The organism is Streptomyces sp. NPDC017940, from assembly GCF_044328435.1.
Lineage (GTDB): Bacteria > Actinomycetota > Actinomycetes > Streptomycetales > Streptomycetaceae > Streptomyces.
The window spans coordinates 100,013-126,266 of record NZ_JBIRHJ010000009.1 but is presented as its reverse complement, the minus strand read 5'-3'; the positions used below and the strand labels follow the sequence as shown (position 1 = coordinate 126,266).

The following is a 26,254-nucleotide window of genomic DNA, read 5'->3' as shown; positions in this document are numbered from 1 at the left end:
CGAGTCGCCCCATCGGATCGCCTGCGGAGTCATGGATGCATGCGAAACGCTTCCATAACGGGATCAAAGCGGCATTGAGTACTAGCCTGAGAGTGTTACACCGGCACGGCCCGCGGCGGCCGCACCGGCACGTCCGGAGAGGGTTCCCGCACAGAAGGTGTCCGCCATGACCACGCTCCACCAGGAACACCCGGCCCACGAGCACGCCCACAGCCCCGGCTGCGGGCACCCGGAGGTCCCGCACGGCGACCACGTCGACTACGCGCACGACGGTCATCTGCACCGTGTGCACGAGGGCCACTACGACGAGTGCGAGCCCGCCGCGCACGTGGCCCACGAAGGGCACGACCACCGGCACGGAGAGGACTGCGGCCACCGCGCCGTGCCGCACGGCGACCACCTCGACTACGCGCACGACGGCCACCGGCACGCCGAGCACGACGGCCACTGGGACGACCACTAGCCCCACGCAGACCGGGGGCCCGGCGGGTCCACCGAATGAACTTGAACCGCCGAGTCCGCCGGGTCCACCGGGTTCACGGCCCACTGAACCATCCCCCCAGAGGCGCCCGGCCCCCCTTCCCCGGCCGGGCGCCCGCCCCTGTGCGCCCCCGCGATCCTGATCACGTTCGACGCGGGCCCTCTGGACGACATACCGACTGGTCGGCATCATGAACGGCAACGCGCTGAAGCACCGACCGCCGTTCACGATCAGGAGCGACCACCGATGAGCCCAGACCGTCCCCCGGGCCCGCCCGGCCTCGACCTCGACCGGCTGCGCGCCCACCTCGACCGGGAGCGGCCAGGCCTCGTCGCCGCGGGTCCGCTCACGGGCCGGCTGATCGAGGGCGGCCGGTCCAACCTCACGTACGCCGTCTCGGACGGCACCGGGCACTGGGTGGTGCGGCGCCCCCCGCTCGGGCACGTCCTCGCCACCGCGCACGACATGAGGCGCGAGCACCGGGTGATCAGCGCGCTGCACCCGACGGCCGTGCCGGTGCCGCGCACGGTGCTCCTGTGCGAGGACGACGAGGTGCTCGGCGCCCCGTTCTATGTCATGGAGTTCGTGTCGGGCACGCCGTACCGCACGGCGGACCAGCTCGCGCCCCTCGGGCCCGAGCGCACCCGCGCCGCCGTGCTCGCTCTCGTCGACACCCTGGTGGACCTGCACGCCGTGGACCCGGCGGCGGTGGGGCTCGGGGACTTCGGCCGCCCCGAGGGGTTCCTCGACCGGCAGCTGCGCCGCTGGGGCAAGCAGCTGGCCGCCTCGCGCGGACGCGACCTGCCCGGCATCGAGGAACTGCACGCGGCCCTCGGCAGGGCACTGCCCCCCTCGCCCGCCCCCACCGTGGTGCACGGCGACTACCGCCTGGACAACGTCCTCCTGGACACCACGGGCGGCGCCGATCGCATCACGGCGGTCCTGGACTGGGAGATGTCCACGCTCGGCGACCCGCTCACCGACCTCGGCCTGCTCGTGATGTACAGCGTCGAGCTCGAGGTGCCCGAGTCGCCGGTCAGCACCACGGCGAGCGCGGCGGGACACCCGGACCCCGCGGAGCTGATCGAGCGCTACGCGGCCCGCTCCGGCCGCGACGTCTCCGCCGTCCCCTGGTACACGGCCTTCGCCTGGTTCAAGCTCGCCGTGATCCTGGAGGGCATCCACTACCGCTACACGCTCGGCCAGACGGTCGGCGCGGGCTTCGACCGCATCGGCGATCTCGTGCCCGTCTTCATCGAGCGCGGCCTGACCACCCTGAACGAAGGCTGAGAGGACCCGGACACCATGGATTTCGGCTACGACACCCGCACCGAGGAACTGCGCGCCAGGCTGCTCGCCTTCATGGACGAGCACGTCCTGCCCGCCGAGCGGGTCGCCGAGGAGCAGCGTGCCGCGCTCGCCTCGCCGTGGGACACACCCGCCGTCGTCGGGGAGCTGAAGGCCGAGGCGCGCCGCAGGGGCCTGTGGAACCTCTTCCTGCCGGACAGTCAGGACGGCGCGCACGGGGCGGGCCTGACCAACCTCCAGTACGCGCCGCTCGCCGAGATCACCGGCCGCAGCCCGCACTTGGCGCCGACCGCCGTCAACTGCGCGGCGCCGGACACGGGGAACATGGAGGTGCTCGCCCAGTTCGGCAGCGACGAGCAGAAGAAGCAGTGGCTGGAGCCGCTGCTCGCGGGTGAGATCCGCTCGGCGTTCGCCATGACGGAGCCCGATGTGGCCTCGTCGGACGCCACGAACATCACCACGCACATCCGGCGCGAGGGCGACGAGTACGTCATCAGCGGCCGCAAGTGGTACATCTCCGGGGCGATGAACCCCGACTGCAAGGTCTTCATCGTCATGGGCAAGACCGACCCCGACGGGCCCGACATCCGCCGCCAGCAGTCGATGGTGCTCGTCCCGCGCGACGCCCCCGGCGTCGAAGTGCGCCGCGCCATGCGGGTGTACGGGTACGAGGACCATTCACACGGAGGCCACGCCGAGGTGGTCTTCGACCAAGTACGGGTGCCCGTGAGCCACCTCGTCGGCGAGGAGGGCGGCGGCTTCGCCATCGCCCAGGCGCGCCTCGGCCCCGGCCGGATCCACCACTGCATGCGGCTCATCGGCATGGCCGAGCGGGCCATCGAGCTGATGTGCCGCCGGGCCGTGGAGCGCACCGCGTTCGGCAAGCCGCTGGCCCGGCAGGGCGTGGTCCAGGAGTGGATCGCGGACGCCCGGGTCGCGGTCGAACAGGTGCGCCTGCTCGTCCTGAAGACCGCGTGGCTGATGGACACGGTGGGCAACAAGGGGGCGCACACCGAGATCCAGGCCATCAAGATCGCCACCCCGCGGACCGTGGTGGGCATCCTCGACCAGGCCGTGCAGCTGCACGGCGCGGGCGGTGTGAGCCAGGACTTCCCGCTGGCGGAGCTGTGGGCGGCGGCCCGTACGCTGCGCCTCGCCGACGGGCCCGACGAGGTCCACCAGCGCTCCCTGGCGCGGCGGGAGCTGAGGAAGTACGCCTGACGCGGCGAGCCCTAGGGGCGCAGGGCTCGCAGCAGCAGGTCCGCCAGCTGGTCCGCGACCTCCTGTGACGTCAGGGGCCCGTCGGGGCGGTACCACGTGGACAGGTGGTGGACGGAGCCGAAGTGGTAGTCCACCACCAGGTCGGCCGGGGTGGCCGTGGAGAAGACCCCGGCCTCCTGGCCCTCCTCGACCAGGGCGCGGAACCGCTCGTGGTAGCGCCGCCGCTCCGCCCGTACCTGCTTGTGCTTCTCCGGGCTGAGGTGGTGCATGGAGCGGAAGAAGATCGAGGCGTCGTCGAGGTGCGCGATGGTCGTGACGACGACGTCGGCCGCCGCCTCCCGCAGCCGCCGCTCCACCGGCTCGTCCGCGTCGGCGAACGCGTCGAGCCGCTCCTGCTGGACGCGCAGGAGCCGCGCGTACACCTCGTGCAGCAGATCGTCCTTGGACCCGAAGTAGTGGTAGAGGGCGCCCTTGGTGACGCCTGCCGCCTCGACGATCTCCTGCACGGACGTACGGTCGTAGCCGCGGTCGGCGAAGAGCCGGGTGGCGGCGGCGAGCAGCCGCTGCGGGACGGGCGCGCCGTCACCGTCCGTCGTTCTGGCCACTGCCGCCACCTGCCTTCCGTTCCATGGTCCTCAGCTCTTCCCGGGCCGGATCTCTCGGATCGGCCCGCGCGTCTGCTTCACGAGCGGGAACGCAGTTCCCGCCGGAGGATCTTCCCACTTGTCGTCTTCGGCAGCTCCGTCAGGACCTCGACCACGCGGGGGTACTTGTACGCGGCGAGCCGCTCCTCGCAGTACGCGACGAGCTCGCCCGCGTCGGCGTCCGTACCGGCGCGCAGGCTCACGTACGCCTTGACGCTCTCCCCGCGGTAGGCGTCGGGCACGCCGACGACGGCGGCCTCGCGCACCGCCGGATGCGTGTACAGGACGTCCTCGACCTCGCGCGGCCAGACCTTGAACCCGGAGGCGTTGATCATGTCCTTCTTGCGGTCGACGACGTACAGCCAGCCGTCGGCGTCCATGAACCCGATGTCGCCGGTGCGCAGTTCGCCGCCGGGGAAGGTCGCCGCGGTGGCCTCGGGCCGCTTCCAGTAGCCGGGTACGACCTGCGGGCCGCGCACCACGATCTCGCCGGGCGTGCCGAAGGGCACCTCGGCGCCGTGTTCGTCCAGGACGCGGACCACGGTGTCGGGCCCCGGCACGCCGACCGCGAGCGTCCCGGAGCCCGGGTCGACGGGCGCGGTGCGGCCGGGCGGCACCGAGGCGCAGGGCGCGGTGCACTCGGTCAGGCCGTAGCCGTTGTGGAGGTAGGGGCCGAAGCGCGTGCGGAACCTCTCCACGAGCGCGGGGGGCAGCGGCGCGCCGCCGCAGGAGATCAGCGCGAAGGAGTCGAAGTGGGCGCGCGTGGCCCCCGGGTGGGCGGCCAGGGCCATGAACGCGGTGGCGGGTCCGACGGTGTAGGCGGGGCGGTGCTCGGCGAAGGCGTCGAGGACGGTGCCCGCCTCGAAGCGGTACGCGAGGGCGAGCGTGCCCGCGTTCGTCAGGCAGGCGGCCAGTTGGGCGACCATGCCGGTGATGTGGAAGAGGGGGGCGAGGGCGAAGTAGCAGGAGCCTTCGGGGATGCCGGATCCGGCGCGCTGCCGCTCGGCGTTGTAGGCGATGTTGCCGTGGGTGTTGGTGGCGCCCTTGGGGGTGCCGCTGGTCCCCGAGGTGTAGCTGATCAGCGCGGTGTCCGCCGGGCCCGGTTCGCGGCCGCCGGGGGCGGGGAGCCCCTGCCGGGCGACGGTCACCAGGTCGTCGGCGTCCGCGGCCTGCGGCAGCCGCTCGAAGGAGAGGACGCGCGGGTCGTCGCGGGACTGGAGGTCGAGCTGGCAGGCCGTGAGGACGACGCGCACGCCGGTGCCCGCGGCCGTGTCCCGCAGACGGGTCTCCCAGGCCTGGTCGGCGCAGATCAGCGCGGTCACGTCGGCGTCGGTGAGCAGGTGCCGGGTCTCGGCCGCCTTGTACATGGGGTTCACGGAGACGACGGTGGCGCCGGCCTTCCAGGCGCCGAGCAGCGCGATCACGAAGTGCGGGGAGTTCTGGAGGGCGATCGCGACGCGGTCGCCGCGGACGAGCCCGCGGCCGGCGAGGTGCCCGGCGACGGAGTCGCTGAGGGCGTCCACCTCGCGGTAGCTGAGGCGGCCGTCGAAGTAGGCGAGCGCGGTGCGGTCGGGCGCGCCGAGTACGGCGGCGCGGAAGGCGTGCACGACGGACGCGGCGGGGGTCACGGGGGCGCGCTGGGCGTCGTTCAGGAGCCCGAGCCAGGGCTTGGCGGCGTAGCGGGAGAGGGTGCCGTCGGTGGTCGGGGGGTGGCTCACCGCTCGGTCGCCTCCCACTTCTGCTGGATGTGGTTCATGTTCAGGAGCCAGGTGTCGGGTTCCGCGGCCCGCGCCTGGTAGTACTCGGCGACGTCGGGGTGCGGCAGGATCAGGAAGCGGTCCTCCGCCATCCCCGCGAACAGCGCGTCGGCGACGTCCTCGGGCTCGATCGCGGTGGGGGCGAGCACCAGTTCGCCCGCGGAGCCCGCGGCGGTGAGCATCGCCGTGCGGACGCCCTGCGGGCAGATGGCGTGCACCTTCAGGCCGCGGTGCCGGTAGGTCAGCGACAGCCATTCCGCGAAGGCGTACGCGCCGTGCTTGGTGACGCTGTACGGGGCCGCGCCCACCATGGTGAGCAGGCCCGCCGCGGACACCGTGGACACGAACCTGCCCTCGCCCCGCTCCAGCCAGCCGGGCAGCAGCGCGTGCGCGGCCCTGACGTGCGCCATCACGTTCACGTCCCAGGCGTCGGCCCACACCTGCTCGGCCGCCGCCTCCGTGCCGGCGGACGCGAGGCCCGCGTTGGCGCAGTACACGTCCACGGTGCCGTCGAGCGCGGCGAGGGCGTCGGCGACGATCGCGGAGGCGTCGCCCGGGACGGCCACGCCGCCCACCTCGTCGGCGACCGCGGCGGCTCTCGCGGCGTCCAGGTCGTTGACGACGACGCGGGCCCCGGCCGCGGCGAAGCGGCGGGCCAGCGCGGCCCCGATCCCGCCCCCGGCCCCGGTGACGACGACTCCCTTGCCCTGCATCTCCACGGGCGGTCTCCTTCGGCCTCGATCACGTATCAACAGCAGACTAACCAGTCGGTATGTGGTCGCGGAAGGGGGTCGCGCACCGGTCGGCGGGCTCCCTGGGTGGGGCAGGCCCCACCACGCGTCGGGGTGCCTCCACGATGGTGGCGGGGCCCGCCGCGCGGGATCGTGATCTTCGTGAGGGAACACGATCCCAGGAGGACACACATGGCAAGGACCGCCCCCCTGCGGGCCACTCTGCTGCTGGTCACGGCGATCGGAGCGGGCACGCTCACCGTGCCGGCGGCGCAGGCGGCCCCGCGCGCGGACGATCCGGTGCGGGCCATCGAGAGCGCGGCGCACCCGCTGCGCGGCACAGGACCCGGCGGCTCCACCGAGGACCTGCGTCCGCTGGACCGCATGGTGGGCGGCGCCGAGGTCGTGGGCCTCGGCGAGGCCACGCACGGCACGCACGAGTTCTTCACCATGAAGGACCGCCTCTTCCGCCATCTCGTCGAGGAGAAGGGCTTCCGGACCTTCGCCCTGGAGACCAGCTGGACCACCGGCCTGCGCTTCGACGCCTACATCCGCGGCGGCAAGGGCGACGTACGGGAACTGGCCCGCCGCGAACTGGCGAAGGGCCCCTGGTACACCGAGGAGTACATCCGGCTGCTCACCTGGATGCGCGAGTACAACGAACGGCACCCGGACGACCCGGTGCGGTTCCTCGGCAACGACCTCAACCACCCGGCCATGGGCGCCGAGCTATTCGACGCGGTGACCGACCACGTGCGCCGCAACGAGCCCGCGCTCCTCGGCCGCGTCACGTCCCTGTACCGGCCGATCAGGAAGGTCTCCGACGGCGAGGTCCACATGGCCCTGCCCCTCGCCGAGCGCGCCCGCCTCGCGAAGAACGCCCGGGCCGCGTACGACCTGGTGAAGAGGGTGCGGCCGGACGGGCACGCCACCACGTACGCCCGGACCCTCCAGCACGCCCGGTCCATCATGCAGACGGCGGACATCTACGCCTTCGACACCGAGACCCCGCAGGGGCAGAGCGGCGCGATGCTCTACCGCGACCGGATCATGGCGGAGAACACCGCGTGGTGGCACCGGCAGACCGGCGACAAGATCCTGGTGTCGGCGCACAACGCCCATCTCGGGTACGAGTCCTACGACCCGCGCTATCCCCGGATGCAGGGCGCCTTCCTGCGCGACACCTTCGGCGCGAAGTACCGGAGCATCGGGTTCACCTTCGCCCGGGGCTCCTTCATGGCGACGAACACCGACGACGAGGTGTACAGGCCGCGCACGGTCGGCGCGGCCACGCGCGGCATGAACGAGTACACCCTCGACAAGGTGTCCTACGACAACTACTACGTGGACACGCGCACCGCCCCCGCCGCCGCCCGGAAGTGGCTGGGCAAGAAGCGCCCGACCCGCAGCATCGGCACCGCCTACCCCGACGGCCCGCACGGCATCCGGCTCGGCGCCACCCACGACATCCTCATCCATCTGCACAAGACCACGGCGGCGCACCGGGTGCGGTAGCGCCCGCCCCCGGACGTCCGGTGCCGGGCGGGTCCGGTGCCGGGCGTGCGCGTGTTCTGCCGGGCGTATGCGGTGCTGCCGCGCGTCTGGTCAGCGCGGCCCGACGGCAGGACCATGCGGGCGTGAAGCCCTACTGGGAACTGACCTTCGACTCCGACGGCGACGTGGACGCCGCGCAGCGCGGACGGCTCCTCTCGGGGGCGGAGCGGGAGCGCGTCACCGATCTGCTGGTGTTCGCGCACGGCTGGAACAACGACCTGCGGACGGCACGGAGCCTGTACCGCAGGTTCTTCACGCCGTTCGCCCGGCTCGCGGGCCCCGGGGTGCGCCTCGGCTACGCGGGCGTCCTGTGGCCCGCGATCCGCTTCCCCGACGAGCCGATTCCCGACTTCGAGCCGTCCGCGGCACCCCGCGCGGCCACCCCGGCCACACGAGCCGCCCCGGATCCCGCATCGGATCCCGCACCCGCACCGGCACCGGCACCGGCACCGGCACCCACAGGCGACCCGGACGGCATCGCCCTCGACGAGCCCACGCGCCGCCTCCTCGCCAGGGTGTTCCCCGGCCCTGCGGACGCGGCCCGCGTCGACCGCCTCGACCTGCTGCTCAGGGAGCGCTCCGAGGTCCGCTCCCGCCTCGACGAGTTCGTGCGGATCGTGCGCGACCTGGTGGCGGTGCGCGAGCCGAGCCCGGCGCACGAGTTCGGGCACGACATCGGCGGCGGCGAGCCCGCCATGCTCACCGACGACGCCGTCGAGGTCTGCGAGGTGTTCCTCGCCATGCTGGAGGAGCGCGAGGGGCGGGAGTTCCTCGGCGGGGTGCCTGGGCGGCTGTGGCGGGGCGCGAAGGAACTCCTGCGCCAGGCCACGTACTACGCGATGAAGCGGCGGGCCGGTGCCATCGGCAGGCTGGGCCTCGGCCCCGCCCTCGGCCTGCTCGACGGTGACGTTCCGGACGTCCGGGTGCACCTCGTCGGGCACAGCTTCGGGGCCCGCCTGGTGGCGTATGCAGTGCAGGGGATGCCCGCGGGGGTGCGCTGCGTGAAGTCGGTGACGCTGCTCCAGGGCGCCTTCTCGCACTACGCGTTCAGCGGCAGGCTGCCGCACGACCGGGCGCACGGCGGCGCGCTGCACGGGGTGCCGCGACGGATCGACGGCCCGCTCGTGTGCTGCTACTCACGTCACGACGACGCGCTCGGGCGGCTCTATCCGCTCGCCTCCAAGCTCGCCGGGGACTCCGCGAGCTTCCTCGGCCTGTGGGAGCGGTGGGGCGCGCTCGGCTTCGACGGGATCAAAGCCGTCAACGGCGCCCGCAGGGTGGGGCTCGGCGCCGCCCTCCCGGCCCGCGGCTGCGTGAGCGTGGACGCCGCCGCCGTGGTGCGGCGCGGCGGGGCGCCCAACGGCGCGCACAGCGACATCTGCCACGAGGAACTGGCACGCACCGTGTGCGCCGCGGGGCGGATCGCCCTCGGTCCCCGGTGACGGCCGCCGACGGCCCCCGGCGGCCCCCGACACCCCCCGAAGGCCGCGCGGGCGGTGGGAGCCCACGCGGCCGACCGGTCACCGGTGCCGGGGGAATTCCACCACCTGTTGGTACGTCGGCCGGTTCTGCCACTGGACGGCCCGGTGCGTGATGCCGCCGAGCGCCCGGTGGATCACTGCGTCCGCGCACCACTGGTCACCGGCCTTGCAGCTCGCGTCGCCGGGGTAGACCTTCGACGCCGGTTCGGCAGCGGCCGCGGCGAGGGTCCCGATGAGCGCGTCCCGGCAGGCGTCCAGTGCGCCGCCCCCGCAGTACGCGTCCTCGGTCCAGCCCTTGACGGGCTCCCCGAGCACGGTCCGCAGGTCCTTGTCGGCGTAGCCCCACCATCCGTACTGGAAGGCGGAACCGGCGTGCCCGCCGGTCGGGCCGTGCCCTGCGGACGGCGCCTCGTCCACGCCGAGCTGCGCGGTCAGCGAGCCGTAGAGGCCGTCCCCGAGCCCCGGCCTGAACATGGCCTCGACGAGCTGCGGCCACCAGGCGTCCATGATGCGCACGGCGTCCGGGTGCGCGTAGGTGTGCGAGCCCGACGCGGTCTCCCTGCGCTGCGATCCCGCCTGCCGCCATGCCTCCAACTGCTCGACGGTCTTCGCGAGTTGCGGGTCCCCGATCGGCCTCGCGCGGATCACTTTCAGGAGCTCGGGCAGCACCTGTTCGCCCCGCAGGTCGGTGACGGCGGCCTCCGCCATGGCCCGGGTGAGCGAGGCGCGGGTCACGCCGCCCTTCTCGACGAGTGCGCGCACCCGGTCGTCGAGCAGGTCGCCGCGGTGCACGGCGCCCATGCCGAAGCCGGCCGCGCTGAAGTCCTTCGCCTGCGCGTTGTTCCAGGATATGTAGTAGTCCTGGTCGACCGACTGCGGGTGCTCGGCCGACGGTGTCCGCGCCGAGGTGTTGTCGGCGGGGTCGAAGTCCTGCCATTCGTAGTCCTGCCGTGCGTGCACGGGGAAGGACGGGTCGATTTCCTTCGCGCGCCGGGGGTTGGCGCCGCTGTTGTAGTACGCGGTGTCGCGCGAGTCGGCGTAGAACCAGTTGAAGGCGTAGGAGATGTTCTCGGCGGCCTTCTTGAAGGACGCGGCGTCCTTGACGTACCCGGGGTCGTTGAGCATCTGGAAACCGATGATCGAGTCGGCCTCGTGGCGGTAGGTGGAGCGCAGCGAGACGTACGCGACGGGCTTGCCGTCGACGGTGGCGCGGTGGGTGACGATGCCGTACTTCGTGCGGAGCACCTGCATGCGGTAGGAGCCCGCCGGGGTGGAGTCGGCGACCGTCGGCTTCCACGCGTTCTTGCGCTCCAGCTTCTCCATCGGGGTGCACGTGCCCCGGTAGAGGTAGTGGGTGGCGTCCTTGGCCGGGGTGCCGCCGCCGGGGGCGCACAGCTCGACGGCGTAGGTGTCCGTGATGTCCTGCCCCGCGGACGTCGCCGACCACGCGTAGTCCTGGCCGCGGCCGAGCTGGACGTACATGCCGACCCCCGCGAAGGAGACGCCGCGCGCGCTGATGCCGGGGCCCTGGAGCTCCTGCTGCATGAGGAGCTGGGGCGCGAAGTAGCCGGTCTGCGGGCCGAAGACGGCTACCGGGTTGCCGCTCGCGGTGTGCTCGCCGGAGACCACCAGGGCGTTGGACATGCCCTTGCGTCGGTCGGGGCCGCCCGCCGTGCCGCCGAAGAGGTCGGCGGGCAGCACGCCGTCGTCGAACACGCCCTGGAGCGGCTTCAGCCGCTCAGGTGCCCGCACCGGGTCCTTAGCCGCCCCGTCCGGGCTCCGCGCGCCGCCCTCGCGGTCGTGCACGAGCTGTTCGCGCGACACCGAGCCCGGGTCGGGCAGGGCGGTGCCGCGGGCGTTCTCGGGCTTGCCCGCGTACGGGAAGGACGTGCCGTCGTGGACGGTCCGCACGGTTTCGGGATCGTTGCGGGCGCGGAAGGTCTCCCAGATCTCGGAGCCCTTCTCGACGCCGTACTTCTGCTGCGCCGCGAGCAGGGAGAGCGCGGACTCGACCTCGCCCCCGCCGCCGTTGCCGAACAGGCCGCCGACCACCGAGGCGAGCGCGATCATGTCGGTGATCTTGAAGGGCTCTATCTCTCCGGCGTTGGTGATCGCGTCGACCTTGCCGGTGAGGACGTACTCGCCGGGGAAGTAGCGGCCGTTCTTGGACTTCACGCGGTAGGCGTTGAGCCCGTCGACGTAGGCCTGCGCGTCCTCCATGGCCTGCTTGCCGCGCTCCCCCTGCGTCGACCTGATGTACTCGACCTGCCGCTCCAGGTCCTGTTCGGTGTACGGGGCCTGCGGCCAGAACTGCTGCTCGAGGCCCTGGTTGGCCGGGGCGCCGCCCGCGAACGGGGTCAGTTGGCCGCGGCCGATGTGCCGGAACAGGTCGATGAGCCACAGCCGGTCCTGTCCGGCGGCGAAGCCCGCGCCGAACTCGGTGCCGTACCGCGTGGTGCCCTGGATGTGCGGTATGCCGTACTTCTTGTCGCGGGTGATCGTGACGTCGCCGCGCGGCTTGGTGACGGAGGCCACCTGTCCTGGCTCGACGCCGAAGGAGGCGTCGTTGAAGAACTCGGTCAGCCGCTCGTCGGTGAGCCCGGGGTAGCCGGACGAGAGCGCGTCGTAGGGGTTCAACTGGTCGTCCGCGTGCGGTGGCTTGGTGCCGAGGACGCGGTGGCTGAGTATCTCGGCGAGGGTGGCGTTGCCGTTCGCGCCCGGCGGCAGGATGTCCGCGCAGTTGTCGCCGCAGTAGTCGGTGACGGGCGGGGGTTCGGCCGCGGCGGCGCCGGGGCCGGGGGCGATCATGAGGGAGGCCCCGAGAGCCAGGGCCGCGGACATGGTGAGGGTTCTGAGCCGTGCGGTGCGTCGTCGCATGGGTGCGCTCCTCCGGTCCTGCGGATGACCGTGGCCGCCGGCCGGCCACGAGTGCCGCCGGCTGACCACGCGTGCTTCGGAAGGCGGTCGGGGCGGAGGTTACTGTCGAGTTGACGAACCTGAAAGATGAACAACCGTCGCCTTTTCACAACCACCACACGACGCCTGCTCCCCGTCCCCACGAACCGCGGTCCCGCACCTCCGTTCCCGGCCATGTCGTGCTTTCCCATGCATCACCGCTGACCTGCGGGGCACGCGATCAAAGAAGCCACCGAAAATCGGATGGCACCAAAACGCGAGTCGATACGTCTACTCGTTGACCGCGGGATCCACCGGCACGGGACCCCGGGCGACGACCGAGATCGGGTGACGGAGGTGCAGGGCGATGGCCGGATTCCGGAGTCTCGCGAGACAGGTGCGTGATCCTTACAGCGATCTGGCACTGCGGCGGTACTCACTGCGCAAGTGCCTGGAGAGATTCGCCCCTTATGGCCACCGGGCGACCTGGGACCATCTGTGCTCCCGCGCGGGGTTCGGTCCCGAGGACCGGTCGCCCGAACCGGCGCGGCTCGTGGCCGCGCTCGACGAACTGGAGGCGGCCCGAGCCGTCTGGCTCGCCTACGAGGAGGGCTTCGCGCGCCGCCGCCGCAGGGAGAAGCACGACGGCCTCCGCCGCCCCGGCAGCTTCGACGACTGGCACCGCTGCACCTGGGGCGGGCACGGGATCGCCTGGTGCGACGACCCCGGTGTGCATCCGTCCGCGCCGCTCGCCGACGTACTGCGCAAACTCATCACCGCCCTCGAGAAGGACCCGGACGGCGTCTGCCCCGTGTGCGCCGAACCCGACCTGGAGTGGCGCTACGGACTGGCTCACGAACCCTCGTCGGGCCCGGTCTGCACGGGCTGCGGCATCGTGGTGCCCGCCCCCGTCCTCACTCCCGAGGCGGTGCGGCAGTCACGCAGGCGGCGCTCGCGCACGCTGGTCTCCGCGTGAGCCCGCCACGCACGCGGTGAGCCCGCCACACACGCGGTGAGGCCGCCGCCGCCCCGGTGAGCCGGGGCCGCGGGTGCCTCAGGGCCTGATGACGTCCGTCTGTATGGCCAGCTTGAACTCGGCGAGCATCAGCGGCGCGGCGATCCTCACGTCGCCCGGGCCGCGTGCGGACACCTTCAGGCCCACCGGGGTTCCCGGGTGCACGAACATCTGCCAGGAGTACGCGCGGTACTGCCCTCCGCGAGTCGGTACGGAGTCGGTGGTCGCCGTGGAGTCGTACCCCGTCGACAGGCTCAGCGGGTCCCGCACGAACCGCGCGCGGTACTCCGTCGGCCTGCTGTCCGGCTCCCAGAAGACCAGCGCCGACAGGGTGCCCCACCCGTCGTGGCTCGGCCAGACGAGACCGGAGCGGGCGTCGGGGAACTTGGACGGCGCGGTGGTGCCGCCGCGCCCCGGGTCGTGCATGTGCCACGGGTCGTACTGCTCCTCGCCGTGGACGTAAGGGAAGCGCACCAGGTGGTACCCGTCGCTGTCGTAGACGATCTTCTGGCGTCCGCTGCGGGCCGACTCCCACTTCAACGAACAGACCGCGATGCCCATATGGCCTCCCCCGTGCTGTGATGACGTCATGCAGGTATGTCTGAACGGCGCCAGGGGCGCGGACCACGGCGCGGCCGTGCCGCTGTCCCCCGGAGCGCTCGCCACGGCGGCCGCGGAGGCGGTCGCCGTCGGCGCACTCGATGTCCATGTACACCCCAAGACCCCCTGTGGGGAAGACACCGTGGCGCCCCGGGCGGTCGCGGCGACGCTCGAAGCGGTGCGTGCCGCCGTCGGCGTGACCGTGGGGGTGACGACGGGCGCGTGGGCCGAACCCGACCCGGCGGCGCGCGTCGCACAGGTGCGGGAGTGGGAGGTCCTGCCCGACCACGCGTCCGTGAACTGGCACGAGCCGGGCGCGGAGGAGCTCGCGCGGGCCCTGCTCGAACGCGGGATCGGCGTGGAGGCGGGCATCTGGTCCGGCACGGACGGTGCCGCGCGGTTCGCCGCGTCGCCGCTCGGCCCGCGGGTGCTGCGGGTCCTCGCGGAGGTCACCGACCCCGACCCGGCCACCGCCGCGGCCACGGCCCGGCACCTCCTCGCCGCGATCGGCACCGCCCACGGCCGCCCCGTACTCCTGCACGGCGAGGAGGGCGGCACCTGGCCCGTACTCACCCTGGCCACCCGCCTGAACCTGGCCCGCCGCATCGGCATCGAGGACACCCTGCACCTGCCGGACGGGCGCAGGGCGCGCTCCAACGCGGAGTTGGTGGCGGCGGCGCTCCGGCTCGGCCCGTAGCGGCGGCGTCAGGTGCGGCGTTCGCCCAGGAGGCGGGAGCCGACGATGCGGTCGCCGAAGACGTCGTCGGGGTTGGAGAGCACGCAGTTCTCCAGGGAGAGGCAGCCGCAGCCGATGCAGTCGGTGAGGTGGTCGCGCAGTCGCCCCAGCTGCGTGATGCGCTCGTCCAGCTCGGTACGCCAGGTCTCGGACAGGCGCGCCCAGTCCGTGCGCGTGGGCGTGCGCCCCTCGGGCAGTTCCGCGAGGGCGTCCCGGATCGTGGCGAGCGGGATGCCCACGCGCTGGGCGGCACGGATGAAGGCGACGCGGCGCAGCGTGTCTCGGTGGTAGCGCCGCTGGTTGCCCGAGGTGCGCCGGCTGCTGATGAGTCCCTTGGTCTCGTAGAAGTGCAGCGCGGACACCGCCGCGCCACTGCGCGCGGCCAGCTGGCCGACGGTGAGTTCGTGGATCTTCTCTGGGATCTGGGGCACCCATCGAAGCCTACTGGCTGGTCCGTTGACAGCGGTCGGCGCCACCCCGCATGCTGAGCAAGCGCTTAGTACACCTACGTCCGGGAGGCCGGGACATGGCAGAGCCGAGGATCTTCACGTCAGCCGACGAGCTGCGCGCCGCGGTCGGCGAGCAGCTCGGGTACAGCGACTGGCTGGAGATCGACCAGAAGCGCGTCGACCTGTTCGCGGACGCCACCGGCGACCACCAGTGGATCCACGTCGACCCGGTGAAGGCGGCCGCGGGCCCCTTCGGGACGACGATCGCGCACGGCTATCTGACCCTGTCCCTGCTGCCCGCCCTGGTACCGCAGGTGATGCGGGTCGAGGGCATGAGGATGGGCCTCAACTACGGCACGAACAAGGTCCGCTTCCCCGCCACCGTGCCGGTGGGCTCCCGGGTGCGGGCGACCGCGGTGCTCGCGGCCGTCGAGCCGACCAAGGACGACGGCGTCCAGGTCACGGCGCGCGTGACCGTGGAGCGCGAGGACGGCGGCGACAAGCCCGCGTGCGTCGCGGAGTCGGTGTCCCGCTACTACTTCTGAGGCGCGGGCCCGCCCTCGCTCCCGGGGCGCGGGCCCGCCGCTACCCCTGGGGCGCGACCCCCACCATCCGCAGCACGAGGTCGGCGTACGTCGCGCCGACCTCGTCCGGTGTCCGCCGCCCCGCGACGTTGAACCAGCGGGCGACGTCGATGCACAGGGAGAGCACGGCGAGCGTGGTGCCCGGCACGTCGGGCACGTCGAACTCGCCCGCCCGCACCCCGTCGTCGATGATCTCCCGCACCGCCGCGTCGGACTGCCTGCGCAGCGCCACGATCTCGGCACGGTGCTCGGCGCCGAGCGCGTCGAGTTCGTACTGCACGACCCGGGCGGTCGTGTGGTGGCCCGCGTGCCAGCGGACGAAGGAGCGCACGGCGGCGGAGAGCCGCTCGGTCGGGGTGCCGTCGCCGTCGGCGGCCGAGCGCAGGATGTCGAGCGCCTTGTCGTGCCCCAGCCTGCTGATGCGGTGGAGCAGCTCTTCCTTCGTCTTGTAGTGGATGTAGAGCGCGGCGGGGCTCATACCGGCGCGGCCCGCGATGTCACGGGTGGTCGTGGCGTGATAGCCGCGCTCGGCGAAGGCCTCGACGGCGGCGATCAGCAGCCGCCTCGCCGCGTCGGGACTGACCTCGGCCCACGGCTGTTCCTCGCCGAGGGTCTCCTTCGCCGCACCCATGCGTGCTCCTTCCACCGATCAGGACAGATACCCTACCCTGAGGGTGAGCAAGCGCTTAGGCAAGCGTGCCCTTCCGTCCCTGTCCGCATCGCGGCGGTCAGAAGGCGGACACCCCGGTGAGGGCCCGCCCGATGACCAGCTTCTGGATCTGGCTCGTCCCCTCGTAGAGGGTCATCACGCGGGCGTCGCGCAGGAGTTTGCCCACCGGGTACTCGTCGATGTAGCCGTAGCCGCCGAACACCTGGAGCGCGTTGTTCGCCGCGCGCACCGCGGCCTCCGACGCGAACAGCTTGGCCTTGGAGGACTCGGTGGCGAACGGCAGACCCCGGTCGATCAGGTCGGCGACCCGCCAGGTGAGGAGCCGGGCGGCGTCGACGTCCACGGCGATGTCGCTGAGCAGCTCCTGCACCAGCTGGTGCCGGGCGATGCTCTTGCCGAACTGCTCGCGCTCGCCCGCGTACGCGACGGCCGCGTCCAGGGCGGCACGGGCGATGCCCACGCACCCGGCGGCCACCGACATCCGCCCCTTGGCGAGGGCCGACATCGCGACCGAGAACCCCTTGCCCTCGCCCGCGAGCATGGCGTCCGCGGGCACCCGTACACCGTCGAGGACCAGTTCGGCGGTGGCCTGCCCGCGCAGACCGAGCTTGCCGTGCACGGCCCTGCGGGTCAGGCCCGGCGAGTCGGTGGGCACGAGGAAGGCGGAGACGCCCTTGTGGCCCGGGGCGTCGTTGGTGCGCGCGAAGAGCAGCACCACGTCGGCCCAGGTCCCGTTGGTGATGAACATCTTGGAGCCGCTGACGACGTACGCGTCCCCGTCGCGGACCGCCCGGGTGGCCAGATTGCCCGCGTCGGAGCCGGTGCCCGGTTCGGTGAGCCCGAAGCACCCGATGTACTCGCCCGAGGTGAGCCCCGGCAGCCAGCGCCGCCTCTGCTCCTCGCTTCCCCAGGCCGCGACGGACTTGGCGACCAGGCCGAGGGAGACGGACACGATCCCGCGCACCGAGGAGTCGCCGCGCCCCAGCTCCTCCGTCACCAGGCAGTACGCCAGGTGGTCACCGCCCGAGCCGCCGTACTCCTCGTCGATGGTCAGCCCCAGGAACCCGATGTCACCGAGGCGCCGCACGATCGACTTGTCGACACTTTCGGCGCGGTCCCAGGTGGTCGCGTGCGGGGCGATCTCGCGCGCGACGAAGTCCTCGGCGAGCCGCCTGACGGCTTCCTGCTCCGCGCTCAGCTCCAGGTCCATCGCGGGCACCCCCTGTTCGCTCCCGAGCTGCTTCCGGACATAAATTAGCACTGCTAGTTTATGTTGGCAGCCCTACTATGTGCCGCATGGCCCGACCGCGCAAGCCCCTCCTCAGCCGAGATCGCATCGTCGAAGCGGCGCGCGCCCTCGTGGACGCCGAGGGCCTGCCCGCCCTGTCCACCCGCAGGCTGGCCGCCGAGCTGGGCGTCAGCGGGCCCTCGCTCTACAACCACTTCCGCACCAAGGACCAGATCCTCGAAGCCGTCGCGGACTCGGTCAGCGCGCAGGTCGACCTGACGATGTTCGAGGACGGCAGGGAGTGGCGCGGCGCGCTGCACGACTGGGCCGTCTCCTACCGCGCGGCCCTCACCCTGCATCCGAACATCGTCCCGGTCCTGGCCCGCGGGCCGGGACGGCGCCCGGCCGGGCTGCGGGTCGCCGACGCGATGTTCGGGGCCATGGTCGACGCGGGGTGGCCGCCGGCCCAGGCCACGTCGATCGGCGCGCTCATGCGGTACTTCATCATGGGGTCCGCGCTCGGGTCCTTCGCCGGCGGGTTCGTCGACGACGAGGCCGCGTACGACCCCGCCGACTATCCGCATCTCGGGCAGGCGCATCTGCTCGCCGAGCGTCAGGAGGTCGTGGACGAGAGGGCTTTCGAGGCGGGGTTGCGGGCGCTGCTCGACGGCTTGGCGGTCCAGTACGAACGCCTGCCCGCGGCGCGGCGCAGGGGCTGATCGACGCGTCCGGTACGGGGTGACGGACTGTCCGGTACGGGGTGACGGACGTGTCCGGTACGGCGGAAGGAGTGCGTCCGGTGCGGCGGCAGGGACGCGGCCCCCCACGTGACCTCAGAACACCACCAGCGACCGCCCGCCCCGGCCCGCCAGCATGTTCTCGAACGCCGCCGGGATGCCGTCCAGGGTGATGCGGTCGGTGACGAGGGCGGCGAGGTCGAGGCGGCCCGCGCGGATGTGCCCGGCGAGGGCGGGGAGATCGGTGGCGGGGTCGGAGTTGCCGTAGACGCAGCCGGACAGGGTGCGGCCCCAGTGGAAGATCTCCAGGGCGTTGAAGGTGACCTGCTGGTCCTTGCCGCCGATGCCGACGACCGTGGTGCGCCCACCGCGCCGCGTCGACTCCCAGGCGGCACGGATCGTCACGGCACGCCCCACGCACTCCACGGCCACGTCCACCCCGTGTCCCCCGCTCAGCTTGCGGATGTCACGGGCGGTGGCGTCGGAGGCGACCACGTACTCCGTGGCTCCGGCGGCGCGCGCCAGCCCCTCCTTCCGCGGCGACACGTCGACCGCGACGATCCGCCCCGCTCCGGCGATGCGGGCGGCCTGGAGGGCGGCGAGGCCCACCCCGCCGACGCCGAACACGGCCACCGTCTCGCCGGTACGCACCCGCGCCGAGTGGTGCACGGCCCCGTACCCGGTCAGGACCGCGCAGCCGAGCAGGGCGGCGTCGGTCAGCGGGATGCCGTCGGGCACCGGAAGGACGCAGGCCGCGGGGACCACCGTCTCCTCGGCGAACGCGGCGACGTTCAGGCCGGGGTACAGGTCGGTGCCGTCGGCCCGCCGCGCGTACACCGCGCCCGCACCCGTGAGCGCGTCCCCGCACAGCCACACCTCGCCGAGCCCGCAGGCGTGACAGCGGCCGCAGGACGGGGCCCAGTTGAGGACGACGCCGTCACCGGGCGCGACGTGCCCGACGCCCTCGCCGACGGACACCACCGTGCCCGCTCCCTCGTGCCCGAGCACCGCGGGAACGGGCACCCGCATGGTGCCGTCGGACAGCGACAGGTCGGAGTGGCACACCCCGGCGGCGGCCAGACGCACCCGCACCTGGCCGGGGCCCGGCTCGGGCAGGTCGATGTCGGTGATCTCCAGGGGGGAGCCGACAGCTGGCAGGACGGCGGCACGGACGCGGACCACGATGGCGTACTCCTAGCGGCGGAAGGCGGAGGTGGAGGTGGAGGAGGAGGAGGCGGCGGCGTGGAGAGGGACGGGGTGGGGCACACGGGGTGCCGTGTACGGCGCGTTCAGAACTGGAGCGACTTGGTCTGGAGGTACTCGGCGAGCCCGTGGGCGCCGAGTTCGCGGCCCACCCCGGACTGCTTCCAACCGCCGAACGGCGCCAGCGGGTTGAAGCGGCCGCCGTTGATGTCGACCTGCCCGGTCCGCAGCCGCCGGGCGAAGGCGGCGGCCTCCGCGTCGTCGCCCGCCCACACCGCGCCCGCGAGGCCGTACACGGTGCCGTTGGCGATGGCTTCGGCGTCGTCCTCGTCCTCGTACCGCAGGAGCGAGACGACCGGACCGAAGATCTCCTCCTGGGCGATGGTCATGTCCGGGGTGACGTCGGCGAAGACCGTCGGGCGTACGTAGTAGCCGTGTGCGCGCGGGGCGTCGGTGCCGCCCGTGACGAGGCGGGCGCCCTCCTCGACGCCGCGCTGGATGTAGCCGCGTACGCGCGCCCGCTGCCGCTCGCTCACCACGGGGCCGATGCGGTCGCCGTACTTGGCCGCGGCGGCCGCGGCGAGTTCCACCGCCTCCTCGTACCGGGAGGTGTGCACGAGCATCCGGGTCCAGGCGCTGCACGTCTGGCCGGAGTTGGCCATGACGTTCGCGACGCCGACGTTGACGGCCCTGGCCAGGTCGGCGCTCGGCAGGATGACGTTGGCGGACTTGCCGCCGAGTTCGAGGGCGACGCGCTTGACGGCCGCGCCCGCCACGGCGCCGATCTGCTTGCCGACGGCCGTGGAGCCGGTGAACGACACCAGGTCCACGCCGTCGTGCCCGGCGAGTGCCTGGCCCGCGACCGGGCCGAGGCCGGTGACGAGGTTGAAGACGCCCGCGGGCAGGCCCGCGTCGTGGACGATCTCCGCGAACAGCTGCGCCGTCAGCGGGGTGTGCTCCGCGGGCTTGAGGACCACCGTGCAGCCGGCGGCGAGGGCCGGGGCGACCTTGGCGACGATCTGGTGGAGCGGGTAGTTCCAGGGCGTGATGGCACCGACGACGCCCACGGGCTCCGCGTGGACGGTGGAGTTGCCGACCCTCTCCTCGAAGGGGTAGGTGGCCGTGAGGTCCGCGTAGGATCCCGCGACCAGGATCGGGAGGGCGGCGTGCACGGCCTGCGAGAAGGCGGGCGGGGCGCCGAGTTCGGCGGTGACGGTCGCGGCGATCTCGTCCTTGCGGGCGACCAGGCCGTCGCGTACGGCACCGATCCTCGCCGCGCGTTCGGCGGGCGGGGTCGCCGACCAGGCGGGGAGCGCGGCCCGGGCCGCGCGCACGGCCGCGTCCACGTCGTCCGCGGTGCCCGCGGGGACGTGGGCGATGACCTGTTCGTCGGCCGGGTCCACGACGGGGATCGTGTCCCGCGTCGCGGCCGGGCGCCATGCGCCCGCGATGTACATCCCGTCGTGGGCCTTCATCCCGTTCCTCCCCAGCACGATCGCGCACGGGTGCCGTCCGGCACTCGTCGGGGACCCAAACTAGCGCCGTTAGTTTTTTGTCGCCAGGGCCCTCTCGCCGGACCGGTCCCGCGGGGTTGCCGGCCGCGACCCCAGACCCGCCGCCACCAGGAGCAGCACGCCGAGCGTCACGAACGGCGCCCCCGCCCCCGCGACGCCCGCGATCGCACCGGCGCCGGCGGGGGCGGCGACCTGGCCGAGGCGGTTGCCGGTGAGCCGCAGGGCCAGGGCCGTGGAACGCGCCTCCGCGGGCGCCGCCCGGACGACGGTCGTCATGGACAGCGGCTGGCCGACACCGAGGCAGAAGCCGAGCAGGACGAGCAGGACGGCGAGCCCCCACACGGGCACCGGCAGCGCGATCGCGGCGCACAGCACTCCGCCCATGGAGCACGTGACGGTGATGAGCGCGCGCCGCCCGAGGAGCCCGAGCAGCGGTGTCATCACCAGGCGGCAGGCGATCGTGGCGGCCGCCCGCAGGCTCAGCAGGACCCCGACGGTGGCGGGCGCGATGCCCCGGTGCTCGCCGACGACCGGCAGATAGGCGGTGAGGATGTCCGTCGCGGAGAGCACGGCGAGGCTGATGAAGATGCCCGCGGGCACGCCCCGCGCCCGCAGGATCCCGAGTACGGGCACCTTGCCCGCGGCCCCGGCGGACCCCGCGGACCCGCTCAAGCCGGTCGCCGCCGCGGACCCGCTCAAGCCGGTCGCCGCCGCGGACCCGTTCACGCCGCCCGACCCCGCGGCCGCGGGCGCCCCCTCCGGCCCGCGCCCGGTGGCGTACTCGATCCGCCACAGCGAGGTGACCGCGGCCGCGGCGACGGCGACGGCGGCCACCAGGGCGAGGGCGCTGCTGCGGTCCATGTCCGGGCCGATGAGGGCGCCCGCGGCGATGGGCCCCACGAGCTGGCCGAGGGAGGCGCCGATGGTGAAGTGGCCGAAGTCGCGGTCCTGTTCGGCGGGCGCCGACTGCCGGGCCACGAGGGACTGGGCGCCGATGACGAAGCAGAGGTGGCCGAGGCCCATGAGCCCGCTCCACGCGGCGAGCGCGCCGAGGGACGCCGCCGTGCCGCTGAGCGCGCAGCCGCCCGCGATGAGGGCGACGCCCACCGGCAGGAGCGGTGCGCAGCGGCCGTGGTCGGTGCGGCGGCCGAGCGGTACGGCGGCGAACAGCGGAAGCAGCGCGTACACCCCGGCGATGACGCCGACGGCCCGCTCGTCGGCGCCGAGGGACAGCGCCCGGTAGGAGACGGCGGGCCGCGCCATCGACACCGCGCCCTGCGCGAAGCTGAAGGCGATGACGAGACGCAGCAGCCAGCCCAGGCCGGACGGACGGGAGCCGGTGCCGCGTCCTGGCCGCATCAGATGATGCCGAAGAGGATGCCGGCGCCGAGCACGACGAGCGAGGTCAGCACGGCCCACTTGACGGTGAAGCGGGTGTGGTCGCCGAACTCGACCTTGGCCATGCCCACGAGGACGTACACGGCGGGCACGAGCGGGCTCGACATGTGCAGGGCCTGGCCCGCGATGGAGGCGCGGGCGATCTCCAGGGTGGAGACGCCGTGCGCCTGGCCCGCTTCGGCGAGGACCGGCAGGACGCCGAAGTAGAAGCCGTCGTTGGACATGAAGTAGGTGAGCGGGATCGACAGGAGGCCGGTCACCAGGCCCATCTGGCCGCCCATGCCGTCGGGGATGGTGCCGACGAGCCAGTCGGCCATGGAGTCGACCATGCCGGTGCCGGTGAGGACGCCGGTGAAGACGGCGGCGGCGAAGACCATGCCGGTGACGTTGAGTACGTTCTCGGCGTGGGCGGCGATGCGGGCCTTCTGGTCCGGCATGTGCGGGAAGTTGACGGTGAGGGCGAGGGCGGCGCCGAGCAGGAACAGGACCGGGATCGGCAGCCACTCCATGATCATCGCGGTGAGGAGGAGCACCGTCAGACCGGCGTTGAACCAGTAGAGCCTGGGACGCAGGGTGGGGCGGTGGGGGTCGAGCCCCTGGAAGCCGTCGTCGTCGGACTCCCCGCCGGGGGCGGCGTCGGAGGCGGCGGCTCCACTGGAGGCGGTCTCGCCGGAGGCGGCGGCCCCACCGGAGGCGGTCACGCCGGAGGCGCCCTCGCCGGGGATGTCGGCGTCCGTTCCGGATCCCGCCCCTCCGGACGGCGACGTCTTCGTCAGGTCCGCCCGCGGCACACCTGCGCGCGTACCGCTCCCGGCCCCGGCCCCGGCTTGGACGAGCACCGTCTCCCCGGCCGTCCCCGTCGCGGCCCCCGCCTCGGTCTCGGTCTCCGTCAGGACCTCGTCGAGCGAGAGCACCCCGAGCCGCTTGCGCTCCCGCAGGCCGAGGGCGTACGCGAGGACGAAGACGGCGACGAGCCCGCAGGCGAGCGCCGGAATCATGGGGACGAAGATGTCGCCGGCGTCGACCTTGAGCGCGGTGGCGGCACGGGCGGTGGGGCCGCCCCAGGGCAGCGTGTTCATCACGCCGTTGGCGGTGGCGGCGACTCCGGTCATCACCACGAGGCTCATCTTCAGCCGCTTGTAGAGCGGATACATCGCCGAGACCGTGATCATGAACGTGGTGGAGCCGTCGCCGTCGAGCGAGACGATCGCGGCGAGCACGGCGGTGCCGACCACGATCCGCATCGGGTCCGCCTTGCAGAAGCGCAGGATGCCGCGGACGATCGGGTCGAAGAGGCCGACATCGATCATGACGCCGAAGTACACGATGGCGAACATGAGCATCGCGGCCGTGGGCGCGAGGTTGCCGACGCCTTCGAGGACGTAGTCCCCGAGGTGGGCGGCCTTTCCGACGAAGACGCAGAAGAGCGCGGGAATCAGCACGAGTGCCGCGATCGGCGACATCTTCTTCATCATGATCAGCACCAGGAAGGTGGCGATCATGACGAACCCGAGGATTGTCAGCATGGGGGCTACCTAACGTTCACCATCGAACTCCCACCAGGACTGGCGGTTTCGGATGACCGTAGGACCGGCGATCCAGCGTTAACAAGATGTTGACGCGCGAGCAATAAGCGCAAAACTCCAGGTCAGCGAAGCTCTGCCGGGTGCGGTGAGGTGACGGAGACCGGGAAGCCGTTGAGCACGGCGGTGCCGGAGAGCGGGTCGAGGAGGGTGCCGTCCAGGAGCTGGTTGACGTTCGCGCCCGGGTCGGCGGCGGCCACGCTCAGCCGGGTGCCGGGCCGGTCGTGGCCCCAGCCGTGCGGCAGGCTCACGACGCCGGGGCGCACGGCGTCGGTGATCTCCACGGGTACGGTGATCTCGCCGCCCGCCGCGCCGACCAGCGCGGGCCCGCCGTCTTCGAGGCCGAGCCGGGCGGCGTCGTCGGGGTGGACGTGCAGGGTGCAGCGGTTGGTGCCGCCCTTGAGGGTGGGCACGTTGTGCATCCAGCTGTTGTTGGAGCGCAGATGGCGGCGGCCGACCAGGACGAGGTCTCCCCCGGCCGTGCCCGTGGCGAGGGCGGCGCGCCGGGCACGTGCGTCCTCGAGGGCGGCCCTGAGGCGCGGGAGGTCGTCCGCGATCGGTCCCGGAAGCAGTTCGATGTGTCCGCTGCGGGTCTTGAGGAGTTGCGGGACGCGTGGGGTGAGCGGGCCGAGGTCGATGCCGTGCGGGTGGTCGAGGAGGCGTCGGAGACTGAGTCCTTCGGGTTCCGCGCCGAACCCGTCGCCGTAGGGGCCGAGGCGCAGCATCATGTCCAGGCGCCGCTCGGGGCCGCTCTCCCCGGTGAGCTGTGCCGCGAGTTCCTCGGGGTCGCGGCCGTGCACGCGCGTGTGCGGCTCGGTGACGGCCTTGGCGAGCGTCCGCTGGACTGCCAGGGCGTCGACGGCCGCCGGGTCGGCGCCGTGCAGGCCCGTGACGGCGAGCACCAGGCGGGCCTGGATCTCGGTCTCCGCCAACCTGCCCTCCTCCAGGGGGACGGCGGCGCGGGTGTAGCGGACCTGGTTGCGTACGGCGAAGGCGCTGAAGGCGAAGGCGTGGTGGGCGCTCTGGGCGGGCGGGGGCGGCGGCAGGACGACGTGCGCGTGCCGCGCGGTCTCGTTCAGGTACGGGTCGACGCTGACCATGAAGTCCAGGGACGCCAGGGCCTTGTCGAGGCGGTCGCCGTCGGGGGCGGAGAGCACGGGGTTGGCGGCGACGCAGACGACGGCACGGACGGGGCTCGTCCCGAGACCTCCGCCACCCTCGCCGGGCCCAGCGCCGGGACTGCCGTCCGCCCCACCGGGCCCGGCACCTCCCCCCGCCCCACCGGGCGCGGTACCGGAACCTCCCCCCGCCCCGCCGGGCACGGCGTCGATCTCCTCCGCGAGGGCGGCGAGCGGCAGTTCGCCCTTCGCCTCCGGGTGGCCGCTCGCCCGGCTGCGCCAGCGCCCGAGCGCGAAGCCCCTGCCGGGTCCCGCGGGCCGCGGTGCCCGGTCCGTGGCGGCGAGCGGGAACATGGCGCCGCCGGGCCGGTCGAGGTTGCCGGTGAGCACGTTCAGGACGTCGACCAGCCAGCAGGTGAGGGTGCCGAACGTGACGGTGCTGGCGCCGACGCGTCCGTACACGGCGGCGCTCGGCGCGGCGGCGAGGTCGCGGGCCAGGTCCCGGACGGTGGCGGCGGGCACGTCGCAGACGTCCTCGACGGCTTCCGGGGTGAACTCCCGCACCGCGTCGGCGACCCGCTCGACCCCGGTGACGTGCCGGTCGAGCCTGCCGGGGGCGACGAGGCCGTCCGCGAAGAGGACCTGGACCATCGCGGCGAGCAGCAGCGCGTCCGTGCCGGGCCGGATCGCCACGTGCCGGTCGGCCAGCTTCGCGGTACGGGTGCGGCGCGGGTCGACGACGGTGAGCCTGCCGCCCCGTGCGCGCAGCGCCTTGAGCCTGCCGGGGAAGTCGGGCGCGGTGCACAGGCTGCCGTTGGATTCGACCGGGTTGGCGCCGAGCACGAGCAGGTGGTCCGTGCGGTCCAGGTCCGGTACGGGGATGGCGAGCGGGTCGCCGAAGAGGAGCCCGCTGGAGACGTGCTTGGGCATCTGGTCGACGGTGCTCGCGGTGAACAGGCTGCGGGTGCCGAGCCCGCCGAGCAGCAGCGGTGGGTAGAGGGCGCCCGCCATGGTGTGCACGTTCGGGTTGCCGAGCACGACGCCCACGGCGTGCGGCCCGTACCGCTCGACGACCGGCCGGATCCCCGCCGCGACGGCGTCGAAGGCCTCGTCCCAGGTCGCTTCCTCAAGGCGTCCGGCCCGGCGCACGAGGGGCCGCCGCAGCCGGTCCGGATCCCCGTCGGCGGCACCGAAGGACGCACCCTTGGGGCAGATGAACCCCCGGCTGAACACGTCGTCCTTGTCGCCGCGCACCCCGGTCACCCTGCTGCCCTCGATCGTGAGGGTGAGACCGCAGGTGGCTTCGCAGAGGGGGCAGATGCGCGGGGCGGTGCGGGGCATGGCGGC

General features: G+C 73.1%; 22 protein-coding genes. 9 read left to right on the top strand and 13 right to left on the bottom strand.

The window, feature by feature from the left end; all coding sequences use genetic code 11:
- Nucleotides 1-166 precede the first annotated feature (166 nt).
- The 3 genes from ACH4DX_RS29150 (at nucleotide 167) to ACH4DX_RS29140 (ending at nucleotide 3,010) form a co-directional block, all read left to right on the top strand.
- Nucleotides 167-463, top strand: coding sequence for a hypothetical protein (locus tag ACH4DX_RS29150; RefSeq protein WP_398157347.1), 297 nt, complete (start codon nucleotides 167-169; stop codon nucleotides 461-463).
- A gap of 264 nt (nucleotides 464-727) precedes the next feature.
- Nucleotides 728-1,771: a phosphotransferase family protein gene (locus ACH4DX_RS29145; protein WP_398157346.1), complete on the top strand. Its 1,044-nt coding sequence runs from the start codon at nucleotides 728-730 to the stop codon at nucleotides 1,769-1,771.
- Between the two features lie 15 nt (nucleotides 1,772-1,786).
- On the top strand, nucleotides 1,787-3,010 hold the full coding sequence (locus tag ACH4DX_RS29140; RefSeq protein WP_398157345.1) for an acyl-CoA dehydrogenase family protein: 1,224 nt from the start codon (nucleotides 1,787-1,789) through the stop codon (nucleotides 3,008-3,010).
- 11 nt (nucleotides 3,011-3,021) lie between these two features.
- Here ACH4DX_RS29140 and ACH4DX_RS29135 read toward each other — a convergent pair whose 3' ends face one another.
- The 3 genes from ACH4DX_RS29135 to ACH4DX_RS29125 form a co-directional block, all read right to left on the bottom strand.
- Nucleotides 3,022-3,615, bottom strand: a complete 594-nt coding sequence (locus tag ACH4DX_RS29135) for a TetR/AcrR family transcriptional regulator (RefSeq protein ID WP_398121567.1) — start codon at nucleotides 3,613-3,615, stop codon at nucleotides 3,022-3,024.
- A 77-nt stretch (nucleotides 3,616-3,692) separates the two neighbouring features.
- Nucleotides 3,693-5,372 (bottom strand): class I adenylate-forming enzyme family protein, encoded by a 1,680-nt coding sequence (locus ACH4DX_RS29130; RefSeq protein WP_398157344.1) that lies wholly within the window; start codon nucleotides 5,370-5,372, stop codon nucleotides 3,693-3,695.
- Entirely contained in the window at nucleotides 5,369-6,124 is a 756-nt protein-coding gene (locus ACH4DX_RS29125) for an SDR family oxidoreductase (RefSeq protein WP_398121895.1), read from the bottom strand. The genes ACH4DX_RS29130 and ACH4DX_RS29125 overlap by 4 nt, the downstream gene beginning before the upstream one ends.
- A 210-nt stretch (nucleotides 6,125-6,334) precedes the next feature.
- Between ACH4DX_RS29125 and ACH4DX_RS29120 the strand changes: the two genes are divergently transcribed.
- The gene (locus ACH4DX_RS29120) at nucleotides 6,335-7,657 is read left to right on the top strand and encodes an erythromycin esterase family protein (protein ID WP_398157343.1); all 1,323 of its coding nucleotides are present in this window, start codon (nucleotides 6,335-6,337) and stop codon (nucleotides 7,655-7,657) included.
- A gap of 122 nt (nucleotides 7,658-7,779) precedes the next feature.
- Nucleotides 7,780-9,138, top strand: a complete 1,359-nt coding sequence (locus ACH4DX_RS29115) for a serine-threonine protein kinase (RefSeq protein ID WP_398157342.1) — start codon at nucleotides 7,780-7,782, stop codon at nucleotides 9,136-9,138.
- A 78-nt stretch (nucleotides 9,139-9,216) separates the two neighbouring features.
- On the opposite strand, the gene ACH4DX_RS29110 is transcribed toward ACH4DX_RS29115, so the two are convergent.
- Nucleotides 9,217-12,054 carry a penicillin acylase family protein gene (locus tag ACH4DX_RS29110; RefSeq protein WP_398157341.1) on the bottom strand — a complete coding sequence of 946 codons (2,838 nt, stop codon included), beginning with the start codon at nucleotides 12,052-12,054 and terminating at the stop codon, nucleotides 9,217-9,219.
- A 385-nt stretch (nucleotides 12,055-12,439) separates the two neighbouring features.
- Here ACH4DX_RS29110 and ACH4DX_RS29105 point away from each other — a divergent pair, with 385 nt between their 5' ends.
- Nucleotides 12,440-13,048: a hypothetical protein gene (locus ACH4DX_RS29105; protein WP_398121557.1), complete on the top strand. Its 609-nt coding sequence runs from the start codon at nucleotides 12,440-12,442 to the stop codon at nucleotides 13,046-13,048.
- Nucleotides 13,049-13,126: 78 nt separating this feature from the next.
- Here ACH4DX_RS29105 and ACH4DX_RS29100 read toward each other — a convergent pair whose 3' ends face one another.
- Entirely contained in the window at nucleotides 13,127-13,648 is a 522-nt protein-coding gene (locus ACH4DX_RS29100; RefSeq protein WP_398121555.1) for a hypothetical protein, read from the bottom strand.
- Between the two features lie 28 nt (nucleotides 13,649-13,676).
- Between ACH4DX_RS29100 and ACH4DX_RS29095 the strand changes: the two genes are divergently transcribed.
- Nucleotides 13,677-14,384 carry a 3-keto-5-aminohexanoate cleavage protein gene (locus ACH4DX_RS29095; protein WP_398157340.1) on the top strand — a complete coding sequence of 236 codons (708 nt, stop codon included), beginning with the start codon at nucleotides 13,677-13,679 and terminating at the stop codon, nucleotides 14,382-14,384.
- Nucleotides 14,385-14,392: 8 nt separating this feature from the next.
- Here the strand turns inward: ACH4DX_RS29095 and soxR are convergent, their stop codons facing one another.
- Nucleotides 14,393-14,854, bottom strand: coding sequence for a redox-sensitive transcriptional activator SoxR (gene soxR, locus ACH4DX_RS29090; RefSeq protein WP_398121551.1), 462 nt, complete (start codon nucleotides 14,852-14,854; stop codon nucleotides 14,393-14,395).
- Between the two features lie 95 nt (nucleotides 14,855-14,949).
- Between soxR and ACH4DX_RS29085 the strand changes: the two genes are divergently transcribed.
- Nucleotides 14,950-15,417, top strand: a complete 468-nt coding sequence (locus ACH4DX_RS29085; RefSeq protein ID WP_398121549.1) for a MaoC family dehydratase — start codon at nucleotides 14,950-14,952, stop codon at nucleotides 15,415-15,417.
- Nucleotides 15,418-15,457: 40 nt separating this feature from the next.
- On the opposite strand, the gene ACH4DX_RS29080 is transcribed toward ACH4DX_RS29085, so the two are convergent.
- Both ACH4DX_RS29080 and ACH4DX_RS29075 read right to left on the bottom strand, forming a co-directional pair.
- Nucleotides 15,458-16,087: a TetR/AcrR family transcriptional regulator gene (locus ACH4DX_RS29080; RefSeq protein WP_398157339.1), complete on the bottom strand. Its 630-nt coding sequence runs from the start codon at nucleotides 16,085-16,087 to the stop codon at nucleotides 15,458-15,460.
- 97 nt (nucleotides 16,088-16,184) lie between these two features.
- Nucleotides 16,185-17,336 carry an acyl-CoA dehydrogenase family protein gene (locus ACH4DX_RS29075; RefSeq protein WP_398157505.1) on the bottom strand — a complete coding sequence of 384 codons (1,152 nt, stop codon included), beginning with the start codon at nucleotides 17,334-17,336 and terminating at the stop codon, nucleotides 16,185-16,187.
- 86 nt (nucleotides 17,337-17,422) lie between these two features.
- Between ACH4DX_RS29075 and ACH4DX_RS29070 the strand changes: the two genes are divergently transcribed.
- Nucleotides 17,423-18,073 carry a TetR/AcrR family transcriptional regulator gene (locus ACH4DX_RS29070; protein WP_398121545.1) on the top strand — a complete coding sequence of 217 codons (651 nt, stop codon included), beginning with the start codon at nucleotides 17,423-17,425 and terminating at the stop codon, nucleotides 18,071-18,073.
- 114 nt (nucleotides 18,074-18,187) lie between these two features.
- Here ACH4DX_RS29070 and ACH4DX_RS29065 read toward each other — a convergent pair whose 3' ends face one another.
- From ACH4DX_RS29065 to ACH4DX_RS29045, 5 genes are all read right to left on the bottom strand, one after another.
- Nucleotides 18,188-19,273 (bottom strand): Zn-dependent alcohol dehydrogenase, encoded by a 1,086-nt coding sequence (locus ACH4DX_RS29065; protein ID WP_398157338.1) that lies wholly within the window; start codon nucleotides 19,271-19,273, stop codon nucleotides 18,188-18,190.
- Nucleotides 19,274-19,380: 107 nt separating this feature from the next.
- Nucleotides 19,381-20,769, bottom strand: coding sequence for an aldehyde dehydrogenase family protein (locus ACH4DX_RS29060; protein WP_398157337.1), 1,389 nt, complete (start codon nucleotides 20,767-20,769; stop codon nucleotides 19,381-19,383).
- 69 nt (nucleotides 20,770-20,838) lie between these two features.
- Nucleotides 20,839-22,167 (bottom strand): MFS transporter, encoded by a 1,329-nt coding sequence (locus ACH4DX_RS29055; RefSeq protein ID WP_398157336.1) that lies wholly within the window; start codon nucleotides 22,165-22,167, stop codon nucleotides 20,839-20,841.
- Nucleotides 22,167-23,732: a CitMHS family transporter gene (locus ACH4DX_RS29050; RefSeq protein ID WP_398157335.1), complete on the bottom strand. Its 1,566-nt coding sequence runs from the start codon at nucleotides 23,730-23,732 to the stop codon at nucleotides 22,167-22,169. Before ACH4DX_RS29050 ends, ACH4DX_RS29055 begins: the two co-directional genes overlap by 1 nt.
- A 122-nt stretch (nucleotides 23,733-23,854) precedes the next feature.
- Nucleotides 23,855-26,248, bottom strand: a complete 2,394-nt coding sequence (locus ACH4DX_RS29045; RefSeq protein WP_398157334.1) for a molybdopterin oxidoreductase family protein — start codon at nucleotides 26,246-26,248, stop codon at nucleotides 23,855-23,857.
- Between the last annotated feature and the right edge of the window lie 6 nt (nucleotides 26,249-26,254).

Bases quoted from the DNA above. Each gene is read 5' to 3' on its own strand.
- ACH4DX_RS29110 (WP_398157341.1), bottom strand. From the start codon at position 12,054: ATGCGACGACGCACCGCACGGCTCAGAACCCTCACCATGTCCGCGGCC.
- ACH4DX_RS29060 (WP_398157337.1), bottom strand. From the start codon at position 20,769: ATGAAGGCCCACGACGGGATGTACATCGCGGGCGCATGGCGCCCGGCC.
- ACH4DX_RS29100 (WP_398121555.1), bottom strand. From the start codon at position 13,648: ATGGGCATCGCGGTCTGTTCGTTGAAGTGGGAGTCGGCCCGCAGCGGA.
- ACH4DX_RS29050 (WP_398157335.1), bottom strand. From the start codon at position 23,732: ATGCTGACAATCCTCGGGTTCGTCATGATCGCCACCTTCCTGGTGCTG.
- ACH4DX_RS29120 (WP_398157343.1), top strand. From the start codon at position 6,335: ATGGCAAGGACCGCCCCCCTGCGGGCCACTCTGCTGCTGGTCACGGCG.
- ACH4DX_RS29140 (WP_398157345.1), top strand. From the start codon at position 1,787: ATGGATTTCGGCTACGACACCCGCACCGAGGAACTGCGCGCCAGGCTG.
- ACH4DX_RS29075 (WP_398157505.1), bottom strand. From the start codon at position 17,336: ATGGACCTGGAGCTGAGCGCGGAGCAGGAAGCCGTCAGGCGGCTCGCC.
- ACH4DX_RS29080 (WP_398157339.1), bottom strand. From the start codon at position 16,087: ATGGGTGCGGCGAAGGAGACCCTCGGCGAGGAACAGCCGTGGGCCGAG.
- ACH4DX_RS29070 (WP_398121545.1), top strand. From the start codon at position 17,423: ATGGCCCGACCGCGCAAGCCCCTCCTCAGCCGAGATCGCATCGTCGAA.
- ACH4DX_RS29150 (WP_398157347.1), top strand. From the start codon at position 167: ATGACCACGCTCCACCAGGAACACCCGGCCCACGAGCACGCCCACAGC.
- ACH4DX_RS29085 (WP_398121549.1), top strand. From the start codon at position 14,950: ATGGCAGAGCCGAGGATCTTCACGTCAGCCGACGAGCTGCGCGCCGCG.
- ACH4DX_RS29145 (WP_398157346.1), top strand. From the start codon at position 728: ATGAGCCCAGACCGTCCCCCGGGCCCGCCCGGCCTCGACCTCGACCGG.
- ACH4DX_RS29125 (WP_398121895.1), bottom strand. From the start codon at position 6,124: ATGCAGGGCAAGGGAGTCGTCGTCACCGGGGCCGGGGGCGGGATCGGG.
- ACH4DX_RS29045 (WP_398157334.1), bottom strand. From the start codon at position 26,248: ATGCCCCGCACCGCCCCGCGCATCTGCCCCCTCTGCGAAGCCACCTGC.
- ACH4DX_RS29095 (WP_398157340.1), top strand. From the start codon at position 13,677: ATGCAGGTATGTCTGAACGGCGCCAGGGGCGCGGACCACGGCGCGGCC.
- ACH4DX_RS29055 (WP_398157336.1), bottom strand. From the start codon at position 22,167: ATGCGGCCAGGACGCGGCACCGGCTCCCGTCCGTCCGGCCTGGGCTGG.
- ACH4DX_RS29105 (WP_398121557.1), top strand. From the start codon at position 12,440: ATGGCCGGATTCCGGAGTCTCGCGAGACAGGTGCGTGATCCTTACAGC.